This is a genomic window from Pedobacter cryoconitis (assembly GCF_014207135.1).
Lineage (GTDB): Bacteria > Bacteroidota > Bacteroidia > Sphingobacteriales > Sphingobacteriaceae > Pedobacter > Pedobacter cryoconitis_D.
The window spans coordinates 87,946-102,920 of record NZ_JACHCC010000015.1 but is presented as its reverse complement, the minus strand read 5'-3'; the positions used below and the strand labels follow the sequence as shown (position 1 = coordinate 102,920).

Below are 14,975 nucleotides of genomic sequence, written 5' to 3'. Positions count from 1 at the left end.
AGCTTATTATTATTTGTCTAAAGATCGAACCTGATTCCTTGTGCCAGTGGTAATACTGCACCATAATTTATCGTACAGGTTTGTCTGCGCATATAAGCTTTCCAGGCATCAGATCCACTTTCTCTACCACCACCTGTTTCTTTTTCACCGCCAAATGCACCTCCGATTTCGGCGCCTGATGTCCCTATATTTACATTGGCAATTCCACAGTCAGAACCTTGTGCTGATAAAAACAATTCTGCTTCACGCATATTTAATGTCATTATTGATGAAGAAAGGCCTTGCGGAACATCATTCTGCATAGCAATAGCATCGGCCATTTCGGTATACTTCATCACATATAAGATGGGCGCAAAAGTCTCATGCTGTACAATTGGGAAAGAATTCTGAACTTCAGCAATACATGGTTTAACATAACATCCAGAAGTATATTCACCTCCCTCAAGTATACCGCCATTAACCAAAAACTGTCCTCCTTGTTCTTTTATCTTACTGATAGTATCCATATATGCCTTAACTGCATCCGAATCAATCAACGGCCCTACGTGATTCTTTTCATCCAGCGGACTTCCAATTCTTAACTGTCCGTAAGCTTTAACCAGCTTCGCTGTAAAATCAGCGTAAATGCTTTCGTGAATAATTAACCGGCGAGTAGTTGTACAGCGCTGCCCTGCAGTTCCAACCGCTCCAAAAACCACACCTATCAAAGCCGTATCCACATCTGCTGCTGAAGAAATAATGATGGCATTATTCCCTCCTAATTCAAGCAGGGATCTTCCTAACCTTTCGGCTACAGTAGCGGCCACCAATTTACCCATTCTGGTTGATCCTGTTGCTGAAACCAATGGGATACGTGCATCTTTACTTAACCATTCCCCAACTTCTCTTCCTCCGTTAATTAGTCCGCTTACGCCTTCCGGCACGTGATTGGCAGCAAAAACAGCAGCTACAATTTTTTGACACGCTACAGCAGTTAAAGGTGTTTTTTCGGACGGCTTCCAGATACATACATTTCCACAAATCCAGGCCAGCATCGCATTCCAGCTCCAGACTGCAACCGGGAAATTAAATGCAGATATGATCCCTACAATTCCTATCGGGTGCCATTGCTCATACATTCTGTGTAAAGGACGCTCCGAATGCATGGTTAATCCATGTAACTGTCTCGATAAACCAACAGCGAAATCACAGATATCGATCATCTCCTGTACTTCCCCATAACCTTCCTGTAAACTTTTGCCCATTTCATAAGCAACCAGTTTACCCAAACTTTCTTTATTCGCTCTCAGTGCATCCCCAATTTGTCTGACCACTTCACCTCTTTTAGGCGCAGGCCACGACCGCCACTCCAGATAAGCCTCCTGTGCTTTCACAACAACCTTATCATAGTTTTCCTTTGTTGAGGTCTGAACTGTGGCAATTTCCTTACCATCTACAGGTGACCAGGAAGTAATTCCGGGTCCATCAGTTTTGATCCAGTTACTTCCTGTAGAAGTTCCTTCATTATGCGACTCAATACCTGTTGATTTTAATATGTTCTTCATGATTTTTTATTTATCAGTAATAGTTTTTGTCTGATCAGTATATGTACTCTCAAAAATTTTATCAGCATTATTTGTTTCAAATCCATCTCTCCGATGCTCCGGTTTGATTTCCTCAGCCGGAAGACTTCTGAATTGTGGTAAAACCTGGCGTTCCGCAAACTCTACATAACTGCCTGCGATTTCCCTGGTCTCTCCATTAGCAAAAACAGCTTCCTGTAAACCAGCTACTGTGCTGCTCTGACTCAGCATCCCATCTTCACTGGTTTTAATCTTACCCCCGGAATTATTTAATTTAATACCCAGCCCTTCCACAAAGTGATTGAAATCGGGTAGTGTATTATACCCTTCTTTTAAAGCGTGTACACTTATTGTATAATGATTCAGATAATAGCGGTTATAAATTACCCAGGCAGCGTATTCGCTCTCTTCCAGTAGTAAATTATAATCCTCCAGGATCGGTAATCTCCAAAGCGGTTCATGAAGGAAAGTAGCTATTGCTTCACCATTATCCAGATCAATAGCATCTACCGGATCAGCTGTGATGGCATCAGTATAACTTTTGATCGTCTGCTGCACATTTTCAGAAAGCTGAGAAACCATCAGTTCGCTTAGAAATATTCTTGGATAATTGGGTAATGACGGAGCATACCAGTAAGCATTGAGTTTCTTACCCTCAAAATAATAATGGTCCATCTTCCGGTATCCGTGATACAGAAAGATCTTCTCAAAAGAATCAATACCCAGATGAGGCACACCTAAAGTTCTGAAAGCAATATGATCATTCACAATCTCTTCCTGAGAATGGATTACACCCTGATCAAGTAAAGCAGTTGTAATTAAATCCACCGCCGGAACGGCAGTCCGGTAACGTTCAAAAAGCGTATTCAGGAATATATCCAGTGGAGTTTGCTCGTTAAAATTCATATTTTGTTATTTAAATAAACTACCAGATCTAGTGTTTAAGAGTGCTTCAAAAGAAATCTCTTCCTGTTTAATAAAACCTTTAGCTGGTAATGAACCATTAGCTACCATCTCGATTACCGCCACTAAACTCGCTGCCGTAGTCCACGAAATAGCACGCCATGAATTTCCGTTCAGCATAATCGGGCCATAGGTTTTACAAAACTCATTTCGTTTCAGCTCTTTATTTTTCCAGCCTTCTGCATCTGCATAAATAATGACTACATCTTCTTCTACAGGAGGTTTGGCATTTTTAAGAATATCTTCCAGTTGCTGTTTATCTTCTTTCATATGAAGCTCATGAACCAGAAAATTCATCAGATCACAATGTCCCGGATAACGGATAGTTTTATAATCCAGCCTGTCTAATTTGCCCTCATAAGTTTCACACATCGTACCCAGACCACCTGAAGTATAAAAAGCCTCATATGCTGCTCCTTCTATATTAATGACTTCCTTACCTTGCAGAGAGGGTACCATTTTCCGTTTTCCATTATGGATAGCCTCTGCATCATTAATATATTCATTGACGACCCCTGCCGCCGACCAGGTAAAAGCATAGCCCATCTTTCCATTTGGGTATTTAGGTAAAGCCCCTACACGCATATCAATAGAACGCAGTTTGTCGAAATCCTTTGCCAGATGCGCACCAATAATCCCGATAATTCCCGGTGCCAGACCACATTGCGGAGCCATAACTGCCGTTGCTGTTTCACTTAGTTTCCTGATCTCATCAGTAGTAGGTACGTCTTCAGTTAAATCAAAATAATGTTTTCCCAGTTTATGTGCTATCCTTGCCACAGGGCTGTTTAAAAAATATGGCAGCGCCGAAACCACAGCATCAAACCGTCCTATAGTTTTTTCCATCAGTGACAGGTCAGAGACATCCCCGGTCAGAATATCAAAAGGCAATTCATAGTCGTAATGAGGAGCCTGTTTGTCCATACCTGTTACTTCAAACTGTTCACTGAGCAGGGTTGCTACCAATGTTCCTACTTTACCTAGTCCTAGACTTAAAATTTTATAGATCATGTGTTTTGGGTTGTATTTGGTTAATTACCTCAAATATCTTTAGATTTACCATTAGTATTAATACTGATTACTTCAATCATGATAAGTATGACTAATCAAATAGAACTAAGGCATCTCCATTATTTTAAGGTTTTAGCAGAAGAATTGCACTACCGTAAAGCAGCAGAAAAACTTTACATCTCCCAGTCAGCATTGAGTCAGCAGATCAAACAACTGGAAAATCTGCTGGAGCTTTCTCTTTTTGACAGAATCAATAAGCGTGTAGTATTGAATGATGCGGGTAAATTATTTTATAAGGATGCTATACAGGTAATCCATAAGATGCAGACAGCACTGAATAATTTAAAGCTGCTCAAAAGAGGAAACACTGGGCAGATCGGAATCAGTTTCGTCGCCTCGGCCATGCAATCCATATTACCAGGTTTACTTAAAAAATTCAACAGTGATTGTCCTAATATTAAATTCTATCTGGAGGAACTAACCAATAAAGAGCAATTGGCAGCTTTGCAGAAAGGAGATATAGATCTCGGTTTTATGCGCTCTAATCAGGTAGGCCAGAACATGATGATCAAAAGTGTTTTTAAAGAAAACTTTACGCTGGTTTTACCAAAAGCCCATCCTATGACCGCAGCGAAATTCAATCACGTCGGGGAGTTAAAAGACGAGCATTTTATTTTGTTTCCAAACGATCAAAGTCAGTTATACTACCAGCAGATCATCAATTTATGCGCTGATCAGGGCTTTACCCCCAATATCACACATCGTTCTATCCATGCGCCAACTATTTTTAAGTTGGTAGAAAATGGGATGGGCCTATCAATTATACCTAAATCGCTGGCGACAACCGAAAACCCCAATATTAAATTTATAGAATTGAAAAATATACCGCAACAAACTGAGTTATACGCCGTCTGGAATAAATTGAATGACAATTCAGCACTGCCCTATTTCCTTGAAATGCTCAATTAAAAGACAGGGTAGTCAATGCTTTTGCGGGAGCTGGAATTTTGCCATGATTCCACACCAATAATATAGTTTCCTTCTTTGTGTTTAAACTCCTTGGCGTATCTACAAAACAGCTACAATTTTAATCATTTAATTTGCGGTTCTAAGTCTTTCATCTTCATTACCCGTTTTTCCTGAATTAACTTTGATTTTTTGATTACCGAATTTATAAGATACGCCAAAACGGAATGAACGGTTATCATAATAGTTTCTATATACAAGCTTTATATCATTTGTATAACTAGTAAGAGTATACCTCTCTGTACCAAAAATATCATTACCGGCAATCGTAATTTGCAAATTTTTGTTCAATAAAAGTAATTTAAACGCAAGAGAAAGAGAGTTTGCTGAACTCACCTTATCTAGACCATCAACTCCAGGTAAACTATACCAATAGTTCACACTCAGCGCCATACTTTTGGCTTTATTAAGATTAAAGTCATTATATGAAGAAATATAACTACTATATCCATTTCTTTGCTTTGCCGTAACAGGATTACTAGAATGTGAAACTGCATAGTTAAAATCCAAACTATTAGAACTTGTCCACCATTTAACTTTATCATATGTGTATGATTCAGAAATCCCAAATTTCCTAGAAGTAAGAAAATTATCAACGAAAAACCTCGTTATATTTGTATTTGGATCTGCAATCCCGAATTGTTCAAAACCCGCCGTTTTATTGCTAAAATAAAATTTATTTTCTAATGTCTTGTAAGCATATACTAGTTCTAAATTATTAGTAAAAGAAGGTTGTAAGAAAGGATTTCCTTCTATATAAATATATGGACTATCATACGCTTTAAAGGGGTTTAATTGTTCAAATTTTGGTCTATCAATTCTCCTGCTATAGGCGAACGAAAAATTATTATTCTCATTCGCAGTATAAGAAAGGTAAGCAGTAGGAAAGAATTGAACATAACTATTTTTTGTAGTCTGGTTATTATTTTCAGAGATCCCCATACTCCTTGTATATTCCTCCCTTAAACCAACCTTAGACTCCCATTTACTATCAAATTTCTTATTTCCAGAAATATATACTGCATGAATTTTTTCATTATATTTAAAGTAATTAGTGTTGTTTGTATCTAATTTCTCTACACCACTATCATTGTTAAAAAACCTGATCGAGTTATTCGTTTCTGAAGATGAGTATTTATATCCAAAATCAAGGTCTACCAATTTTGATTTAGACTGTCCATCAATCTTCACTGAATAATTTGTGATTTTCTGGTTGTTACTATTAATAGCTGCAAAATATGTATTCGGCAAAACAACGCCATTCTTATCTAATGAGTTTCCATTATAATTTCTTGAATCAGAATTATTAAACCGGAAATAATCTAGAGAAACCAAAATATTGCTGCCATTAGTATCTAGTTTAATTGCATTATTCCATGTAATGGAATTGAGACTTGGTTTTTTGTCGGTTTTAGAGGTTGAACTTATGTAAGAGTCAATTCCTCCATTTAAATAATTAGATATTGATGTTAATGGATTATCACTAGTTCTAATGTCAGAGACACTTCCCAGATACTGTAGGTCTGTACTCCAGATCTTGCTAACATCGTAACCTAAACCGATTCTCCCACTAAAAGAAGTATTTCCTGCTTTTCTGGGATTATTTTGGGACCATAAATTACTTGGATAGTAAACCTGATTATTGTCATCTAATCGTTTATATCCATCACTTAAATTAAAATTAGAATAAATCGAAACTTTGTTCTTATTATAATTCAAATTACCTGTTATAGATTTAGTCCCGTACGTTCTTTGCGTATAGCTAGTTCCAAGTGTTGCATTCCAGTTATTAATATTATTTTTCTTTAGAATGATATTCAACATTCCGCTATTTCCCTCTGCCTCATACTTTGCAGGCGGAGTTGTAATGACCTCAATACTTTTTATATTGTCAGAAGATATAGATCTCAAAAAATCATTTAAATTATCACCTGACATATTTACTATTTTGCCATCGATCATTACTTGTAAGCGGTCTTTACCAACTAAAGAAATTTCTTCACCCTTTAATCTTACTCCAGGGGTAATCTTCAATGCATCAATCGCATCTCCCCCGGAAGATAAAATAGTCCTATCCAGATTAAAAACTAATCTATCTATTTTCCTTTCAATGACTTTACGCTTTCCAACTATATTAACTTCTGCAAGTTTTAATATTTTTTGGGATTTTATAACTCCAAGGTCTATATTTCCATTTACTACCAGGTCTTTTTTAAATATGACTTCTCCGATATAATAAATAACAAATTTATAATTCTGGTCATTTGCCATTAGAGAAAATTCCCCATTTGGATTAGTGAAAGTTTCCTGTATAATGGAATCATTGACAGACATTATAACTTTAGCCAGATCTATTGGATAATTATTTTCATCTAGAATTCTTCCAGTAACTTTATGTTGACTAAAAGCAGTAATTGAATATATGGAAAGGCATAAAATAAAAATATATTTTTTCATTTGTCTTTATCTACGGAAATAATAATTCAGTCCAAGTTGCAAAATTGAGCACCCATTAATTGATAGAAATTTTGGTCGCTCCTTAAAAATCCGGAGAAACAGCCTGCTATAATGAGACTCATAACGAATCCCCTCAATGTTAATTAGCTATTTTATGTCTGCGACAAAACCTTTGATAATAAACTCACGTAATAGTTTGGTAGCCTAAATACGGAATTGTGTTATTCTAAAGCTATTTACACGATACCCTACTAAGCAATTACGGCATCCAGGTTATAGAACACTAAACTCTCCCATATACCGCGTCTGCGACACAAATTTATAATCCTCAGACGCAAAGAAAATCCATAAATGTACCTTACCCAAAAATGCAGACGGCAAATTAATCTCAATACCTAACTCACTTCTTTGTGGAGGCAATGGATTAATAAATGTCTTTTTTCCAGGATGATAAATAAAAGAATAAGCCCGGTCTGTCGGTTTTGTCCCATCAGATTCCGGCAGTTCATCTTCTTCCCAGGATATTTTAATTTTTTTACCGGACGCAGTCCCTGATACATTAAATCCGTTATCAATTTCGGTTGTATAATCTGCCGGTTCACTTAACTTCACCTGAGCAAAATCCAAAGCAAAATCAGGATATGCACCCTTGATTGAATGTTTTAGATTATACAACATGGCATAGTTCATCGCCGTCATATTTTTAGGCACCTTTTGAAAACTAAAAGGCACTACAGACTTAACCATACGCAGAAATTTACCAGCTATTCTGAACTTAGACTGCTGGGTATCCAGTAAAACTGTAGCCTTTTTTGATGTTGATTTTGGCTTACTTTTGCCAACATACTTATCTTTCCACTTCACAATTACTAATGCACCTATTTTTCCGGTGAATACTCCTATTGAACCCTGCTTTAAGATTGCCATGATTATTTATTTTTATTGCTGAGCCAATCTATTTACCAGATAATGTGGCCCGTATAAATACTGTTAGAAACCCTTTTTCGATTTTCAGACATGAAGGAGATATAAGTTTCCAGTAATAATGGTTTTCTCCTTTTACGAATGGATAAAATTGCTTGTCCTTCACTTCTCCTGCCAGCATTCAATTGAAATACAGTACCTGAACTACCTGGAGCATAAGCCATCAGCATCACCTGGTCATTTCCGTTTACTCCTGATGCAGTAAAGCTGGCATCCCAGTTAAAAATCAAACCTTTCTCCGTCCGGCGTACAGAAGCATCCGGTGTAAGGGGCATCTTGCCACGGCTAAATAAAACTTTTGTAAAATCTATTCGCTGCTCAGGATAGGTACCTGAAATTGCATTTAGCCGGTTATAAGAAGTAGCTACAGTATAATAACTCGTAAGTTTAAGTTTTCCTTCCAGTTCAAACCCAACGGCAATGAAGCTTTTAACAGGTTTCAGTAAAGCAGTAATCAGGGCAGTTACCTGTCTGCTTCTTAATACTGGAACCGTTGGTTTATCTGTTCGTAAACCAATTGTTCTCTTTACCAGTTTTCCATACCGCAAATAAGTGACTGTATTACCACTCCTGCCAATGAAACCATCATTCGACCCATTTCTAAGTATCGCCATAACCGAATTTTTTACATAAACTAAATAACATTAACAATATAGACATTAAAATCCAGTATAAAAATAATATTACAACAAATATTAGCACTATACTTCCCCTCAGTTTATTACGGGTTTGACATGGGTTTGATACGGGTTTGATACGCCCTGACCCGTTTCAAACCCGTATCAAACCCGTATCAGATCCACTTCAGACACAGCCGTAATACAGTGTATTGCGGCTTTAAACAACGATAAACAGGCACCATACCCATACAAAAGCGGTGGCCTAAGTATGTTAGCCAGCAGTTTATAGGCCAACCAGGCTTTTAAATTTTTGTTGATCCTTTTAAATACTAAAATCACAGATTGCCTTATTTCCTTATCGGAAAATACGTCCATTAATCACAAAATAATGAACATGTAATCATTTTGTGTCCATATTTTTTTATCCAAAAAACAATGCGTTCATAATTCATTGAAAAATGGACACGACATTTCAATTGTTCTAAAATATTTTGTTTATTTGTGTCATGTTCAAATGAAATTAAAAAATGGACACATTATATGGCTTACGACCGGAGCAAACCATTCAACGATTTACCATTATTACCACCAATTTCGGAAATCGAAAATGATGTTGAAATCTTAAAGAAACTAGTGACCGCTTCAAGAGCTTTGGCGACAGTAAACAGTAGCATTATGAGATTACCCAATCCTTTGATGCTGGTGAATACAATTGCTTTACAGGAAGCTAAAGCTTCTACTGCTATCGAAAATATCTTCACAACTGAAGACGCTTTATATAAAGCCGTTTCAGACACAGTACATGAAGACAAAGCAAATGTTGCAACAAAAGAAGTATTACGGTATCGTGAAGCTTTATGGACTGGCTATCGACTCATCAAGAAAAACAACAATATCGATTTAGAGAGTATTTTAGGAATTTTCAGACAGATCAAAAATACAACATCGGGGTTGCGATCACCAGCATCATTAACTATCATACAGCGGGGACAAAGTGAATTTCGTTCGGGCGAAGTAATTTACACTCCACCAAGAGGGGCTGGAGTACTAGAAAAACTAATGGATAATTTATTGATCTATTTAAATGACAATGAAAAATATCCCACAGACCCTTTACTTAAAATGTGTTTTGCTCACTATCAATTTGAAGCCATACATCCTTTTCCCGATGGGAATGGCAGAACCGGACGTATTCTAAACCTATTATATCTTGTACATGCGGGCTTATTAAATCAACCCGTACTTTATCTATCTAAATATATCATCGTTAATAAAGACGATTATTACTATAATCTGGGTATCGTCACACAACGAGGCTCGTGGAAACCCTGGATACTATATTTGCTGGAAGCAGTAGAAAAGACAGCTCAATTAACAAGCCAGCTAATTAACAGCATACTTGCACAGATGGATTCAACGCTGGCACACGCCAAAGGTTTAATAAAATGGTATAATAAAGAAGTAAATGAATTAATTTTCAGTCAGCCCTATATCAAACCTAAATTCATTGGTGATCAATTAAATATAACATCCAGGACAACGCTTACAAAATATTTCAATGAACTAGTTGCAGCAAAAATATTAAGTCCAATAAAAGACGGTAAAGAGTTATTTTATGTTAATGACGACTTAATCCAAATATTGGAGGGATAATAAATAATAGATGTATATAGCATCTAGTATTTTATGTTCGTGTATAAGTATCTCATCGACTTTTTGCATTTGCTGATGATCGGAGGTATTTTCAGGTTCTGTAATTTTGACTGAAACAAATTGTCACCTGGTATAATAACTACACAAGTCCAAAATCAACTGTAATAGGGGTTATACATGCCCATATATAGGCTGATTAGATCTACGGCTCTGGTCTGAATTTCTTTCAGTTAACTTTTCATCCCATCCAGATTTGTTTCTTTTTTATACCTTGAACTACCGACCTAATATTATATGCTATATGGTGCACAAAGCATCCTTTTATTTTTATTCGTATCACTATCTGAAGAAATTTTCATGCGTGGTATCGTATTGAACTATTTAATGCTCATCAAAAATGCTGAAAAACCTGCGATTCTAATCTCCGCAATCATTTTTTCACTTTTTCATATGTTAAACCCCAATATTTCCAGTATTGGTTTCTTAAACATATTTTTAGCAGGGATACTCTTAGCCCAGGTTTTTATCTACTCAAACTTCAATATCTGGGTTTCAATCGGACTGCACTGGGCATGGAATTTTTTCAAAGTTCAATTTTCGGTTTTTCCGTTAGCGAAATCAAAATGCAATCTTTATTTACTCAGAAGTTAACTAGACAGAATATCATAAATGGCGGAAATTTTGGTTTGGAAGGATCAATTATTACAGTTTTTGTAATGATGGCGGCTATTCTCATATTGTATCTCTGGAGAGTAGACACCAGGAAGAAAGCAGCAATGAAAATAAATTTATGAATAGAAATTATACCCCAAGTAGCCCCCGCCTTATTTTCTTGAAATGCTCAATTAAAACACAGGACACCCATTAGCAGGGACAATCCCCTCATGATCAACCTTCAGAACCTTATCTTTACCAGTGCCTGTAATCGTCCAGATAGAATCAAAGTCGGTGTCATTCCAGCTCAGTTTCTGGTGTTTGACCCCCAGTGCTTTTGCAAGGGCTGGAATTTTGCCGTGATTCCACACCAATAGTATAGTTCCCTTTTTGTGTTTCAGTTCCTTAGCCAGACTAGCGAAATCAGTGCCATCAAAACTACTGTTGATACTTATATTATACCTGACAGCGAAGGGAGTAATAGTCTGAAACATCCTGGAATGAAGAGTTTTATTGCCATTGCCCAAAGATGGAACATAAATATAACTGGGCACCCCTATTTTTTTATGCAGTACATTAATCAGCTTCAATGACCGGTTAAGCCCCATACAGTTCAGGTTTTCATTTTGTTCCTGTTTTTCTCCATGACGGATAATTACAATAGTCTGTGATTTTACCACAAAAGGCAAAACCAGATAACAAAACAATAGCAACATACTTCTTTTCATAGGAACTAAATTACAATAAACTATCTAAGTTTTATCGTAACCATATTTCCCCATTTGACCGGTTCGGCGGGCGCCGAAGGATTAACATTCCAGAAACATTCCCTGATAGTCATCGTCATCGTTTTAGGATCAATAGCACCAAACTGAAATGACAGTTTAGTTTCATCATTCGCCGAAATCAGCCCTTTCATCGGCGAATCTGCACTCACCGCATTCAAGTTAAGATCGTTATCCGGCCCGTTCCAGACATAAAATTTACTTTCGTGCACATGCCCATGTAAGTACGCTTTAATATTTGGATGGAGTTTTAAAAATGCGGCAAAAGCCCGCTGTTCAATATTCGCAGTTACTGTCGGTACTTTACCATCTTTGAAATGCTCATCCAGTACATTATCAAATTTATCTACCGGATTAATTGAAAAGGTCCCGTTAGGATTTGTAAAATGATTGGAAACGACGGCTGGCTGATCGTGTGCTACAATAATTACAGGAGTACTGCCCGCCACATTTTGCAGATCCTTATTTAACCAGATCCTGACAGCCGAATCAGGCCACATCTGAATAAAGCAGAAATGAACACCGGCAATTTCTCTCGAATAGTTGATCCTGTCCGTATTATAATTAAACGTTGCTGCTGTTTTAGCCACCGGGGCATTTAACATCAGGTTATAAATATTAGCCATTGAACTGGCATCAGTTAATGGAGACATCATCCCATAAAAGCCGATTGAATTAGAAACATCATGGTTTCCGGGAACCACAAACAGCTCCGTTTTTTTATTGTTCTTGTTTTTCAGTGTGACACTTTGGAGGTAATCCATATTAAATTGCTGCCACGACTGTGCTGCTGTCTGGACAGTTGTACTGGTCTCCATCCGGTTAGCAATATCACCTGCTTCCAGAATATAATCCACAGATCCGATTTTCTTTCCGGCATTCACGCCACCGTCATCGGGCAATATAAGATCCGGAAGACTATTCATTTTTGCAACCATTGCAGCGTTGACTATATGAGCATCTACTTTACTGTTCCCCCTGAATGTGCTCCGTGTCAATCCATAATGCGCATCTGAAGTAAAAATAAATTGTACAGGGCTCATATCCTGATCTGGTGCGATTTCGCTGTTTTTCTTTTTGCATCCTGCGAAAAGCAATAACACAGTAAGTGCAAAAGCCGGGAAAGAATAATGTTTCATAACGGACAAAAGAAGCCATTTACAAACAAAATACACTATAGAGATAAAAAATTAACAAAATATTGACCCCTGGTTAATATTCCTGTAAACTGCTCGTGATATTGTTTTTATAACAAAATGACATGCTTTCCCTATAAGCCGCTTACCTTTGTGAAATGGCAGGAATTTATATCCACATCCCTTTTTGTAAACAAGCATGTAATTATTGCGATTTTCATTTCAGCACTTCCCTTCAGTATGTGGATGAAATGACTGATGCGATCTGCAAAGAGATTATCTTAAAGAAGGACAGGATTACAGAACAGGTGGGCAGTATTTATTTTGGAGGGGGTACTCCTTCGCTATTACCGGAAAAATCCCTCGCAAAAATATTCAATACTTTAACCTCCAATTTTTCTATTGCGGCCGATGCCGAAATTACTATTGAAACCAATCCGGATGATTTAGACGCAAAGAAAATTGCTCAGTTAAGGCAAATGCCCGTAAACCGCTTCAGCATCGGTGTTCAGTCCTTTTTTAATGATGACCTGGTCTGGATGAACAGGGCCCATAATTCTACAGAGGCCGAAACCTGTATCAAACGCAGTCAGGATGCAGGTTTTGAAAACCTGAGCATTGATCTAATTTATGGCTTTCCTTTACTTACCGACGAAAAATGGTTGAGTAATATCCATAAAGTGGTCAGCCTTCAAACTCCGCACATTTCAGCTTATTCATTAACGGTCGAGCCCAGAACAGCATTGGCAGCGGCTATTAAAAAAGGAAAACAGATACCTGTTAATGATGAACAAAGTGCAGCACAATTTATCACCCTGACAGAAAAACTGGCCACGGCTGGCTTCGATCATTATGAGATTTCTAATTATAGCTTACCAGGACGTCATGCCATCCATAATACCAACTACTGGAGAGGTATTCCCTACCTGGGTATCGGGCCATCTGCACACGGATTCAACAGCAACATCAGATATCTGAACATTGCCAATAATGCAAAATATATGCAGCAGCTGGCATTGGGTAAATTAGCCGAAACAGTTGAAGAACTGGACATATACGACCGGTTTAATGAGTACATCATGACTTCACTCCGTACCATGTGGGGTTCAGATTTAGTAAAAATAAAGGCCGAATTTGGCAAAATATTTTTAGAAGACACGCTGAAAAATAGTGTTCCCTTTATACAAAGGAACTGGTTGAAAAATGAAGATGACAAGCTGATACTTACTTCGGATGGTAAATTATTTGCAGATTATATCGCCTCAGAATTATTTCTGCTGGATGAACACCCGGATAAATAAAAGACAAAAATAAAACTTATGAAACCCAAAGTAATCTGGATCACAGGAGCTTCTTCAGGTATTGGCGAAGCACTGGTATATGCCTATAATAAATCAGGTGCAAATCTCATTATCTCAGCCCGGAACAGAGATGAGCTTTTCAGGGTGAAAGGAAACTGTAAAAATCAGATTAACGTTCACGTCTTGTCTTTTGACCTGGAAGATACTGCTGCATTAGCTGATAAGGCTAAGGATGCACAAAAAATCTTTGGTCACATAGACATGCTTATTAACAGTGGCGGGATCAGTCAGCGTTCACTCGCACTGGACACGCAACTCGCTGTTGAACAAAAAATCATGAATATAAATTTCTGGGGAACGGTAGCTTTGAGCAAAGCCGTATTACCACAGATGATAGCCAATGGCGGCGGTAAAATTATTTGTATCAGTAGTCTTATGGGTAAGTTCGGGACACCTTTCCGTTCGGCCTATGCAGCATCAAAACATGCATTACAAGGCTATTTTGATTCTTTACGTTCGGAGGTATATGAACAGAAAATTCAGATTCTCCTGGTTTGTCCTGGTTATATTAAAACCAATATTTCAAAAAATGCTGTTACAGCCGACGGTACCGCATACGACATCATGGATGATAACCAGGAGAATGGTTTATCCGCAGCAGATTGTGCCGATAAAATTATCAAAGCTATTCAGCAAAACAAGGAAGAGGTATATATGGGTGGCAAAGAAGTCAAAGGAGTTTTATTCAAGAGATTCTTCCCGTCCAGGTTTTCGAAATACATCAGAACTGCGAAAATTACGAATCAGAAAACCAAGCCTTAGT

13 protein-coding genes are annotated in these 14,975 nt (G+C 37.5%); 5 read left to right on the top strand and 8 right to left on the bottom strand.

The window, feature by feature from the left end:
* Nucleotides 1-17: 17 nt before the first annotated feature.
* From HDF25_RS24070 to HDF25_RS24060, 3 genes are read right to left on the bottom strand one after another with little or no spacing between them, the layout of a single operon-like run.
* Complete coding sequence (locus HDF25_RS24070; RefSeq protein WP_184628964.1) at nucleotides 18-1,544, bottom strand: aldehyde dehydrogenase family protein; 1,527 nt, start codon at nucleotides 1,542-1,544, stop codon at nucleotides 18-20.
* A gap of 6 nt (nucleotides 1,545-1,550) precedes the next feature.
* Nucleotides 1,551-2,468, bottom strand: a complete 918-nt coding sequence (locus HDF25_RS24065; RefSeq protein ID WP_184628963.1) for a DUF1338 domain-containing protein — start codon at nucleotides 2,466-2,468, stop codon at nucleotides 1,551-1,553.
* Nucleotides 2,469-2,474: 6 nt separating this feature from the next.
* Nucleotides 2,475-3,536, bottom strand: coding sequence for a saccharopine dehydrogenase family protein (locus tag HDF25_RS24060; protein WP_184628962.1), 1,062 nt, complete (start codon nucleotides 3,534-3,536; stop codon nucleotides 2,475-2,477).
* Between the two features lie 87 nt (nucleotides 3,537-3,623).
* Between HDF25_RS24060 and HDF25_RS24055 the strand changes: the two genes are divergently transcribed.
* Entirely contained in the window at nucleotides 3,624-4,505 is an 882-nt protein-coding gene (locus HDF25_RS24055) for a LysR family transcriptional regulator (RefSeq protein ID WP_260409456.1), read from the top strand.
* A 126-nt stretch (nucleotides 4,506-4,631) separates the two neighbouring features.
* On the opposite strand, the gene HDF25_RS24050 is transcribed toward HDF25_RS24055, so the two are convergent.
* The 3 genes from HDF25_RS24050 to HDF25_RS24040 all read right to left on the bottom strand — a co-directional run bounded on the left by HDF25_RS24050 (nucleotide 4,632) and on the right by HDF25_RS24040 (nucleotide 8,617).
* Nucleotides 4,632-7,019 carry an outer membrane beta-barrel family protein gene (locus HDF25_RS24050; protein ID WP_184628960.1) on the bottom strand — a complete coding sequence of 796 codons (2,388 nt, stop codon included), beginning with the start codon at nucleotides 7,017-7,019 and terminating at the stop codon, nucleotides 4,632-4,634.
* A 273-nt stretch (nucleotides 7,020-7,292) separates the two neighbouring features.
* A complete protein-coding gene (locus HDF25_RS24045) occupies nucleotides 7,293-7,946 on the bottom strand; it encodes a DUF6266 family protein (protein WP_184628959.1) in 654 nt (217 codons plus the stop codon).
* 32 nt (nucleotides 7,947-7,978) lie between these two features.
* Nucleotides 7,979-8,617 (bottom strand): DUF6266 family protein, encoded by a 639-nt coding sequence (locus HDF25_RS24040; protein ID WP_184628958.1) that lies wholly within the window; start codon nucleotides 8,615-8,617, stop codon nucleotides 7,979-7,981.
* A 546-nt stretch (nucleotides 8,618-9,163) separates the two neighbouring features.
* Between HDF25_RS24040 and HDF25_RS24035 the strand changes: the two genes are divergently transcribed.
* Both HDF25_RS24035 and HDF25_RS25995 read left to right on the top strand, forming a co-directional pair.
* Nucleotides 9,164-10,276 carry a Fic family protein gene (locus tag HDF25_RS24035; protein ID WP_184628957.1) on the top strand — a complete coding sequence of 371 codons (1,113 nt, stop codon included), beginning with the start codon at nucleotides 9,164-9,166 and terminating at the stop codon, nucleotides 10,274-10,276.
* Between the two features lie 294 nt (nucleotides 10,277-10,570).
* Entirely contained in the window at nucleotides 10,571-10,927 is a 357-nt protein-coding gene (locus HDF25_RS25995) for a CPBP family intramembrane glutamic endopeptidase (RefSeq protein WP_184628956.1), read from the top strand.
* Between the two features lie 194 nt (nucleotides 10,928-11,121).
* On the opposite strand, the gene HDF25_RS24025 is transcribed toward HDF25_RS25995, so the two are convergent.
* Both HDF25_RS24025 and HDF25_RS24020 read right to left on the bottom strand, forming a co-directional pair.
* Nucleotides 11,122-11,658, bottom strand: coding sequence for a histidine phosphatase family protein (locus HDF25_RS24025; protein ID WP_184628955.1), 537 nt, complete (start codon nucleotides 11,656-11,658; stop codon nucleotides 11,122-11,124).
* A gap of 20 nt (nucleotides 11,659-11,678) precedes the next feature.
* On the bottom strand, nucleotides 11,679-12,854 hold the full coding sequence (locus HDF25_RS24020) for a metallophosphoesterase family protein (RefSeq protein WP_184628954.1): 1,176 nt from the start codon (nucleotides 12,852-12,854) through the stop codon (nucleotides 11,679-11,681).
* A 155-nt stretch (nucleotides 12,855-13,009) separates the two neighbouring features.
* On the opposite strand from HDF25_RS24020, the gene hemW reads away from it, so the two are divergent.
* Together hemW and HDF25_RS24010 are read left to right on the top strand one after the other, a co-directional pair.
* Nucleotides 13,010-14,152, top strand: coding sequence for a radical SAM family heme chaperone HemW (hemW, locus tag HDF25_RS24015; RefSeq protein ID WP_184628953.1), 1,143 nt, complete (start codon nucleotides 13,010-13,012; stop codon nucleotides 14,150-14,152).
* A gap of 18 nt (nucleotides 14,153-14,170) precedes the next feature.
* Nucleotides 14,171-14,974, top strand: a complete 804-nt coding sequence (locus HDF25_RS24010) for an SDR family oxidoreductase (RefSeq protein WP_184628952.1) — start codon at nucleotides 14,171-14,173, stop codon at nucleotides 14,972-14,974.
* Nucleotide 14,975 lies beyond the last annotated feature (1 nt).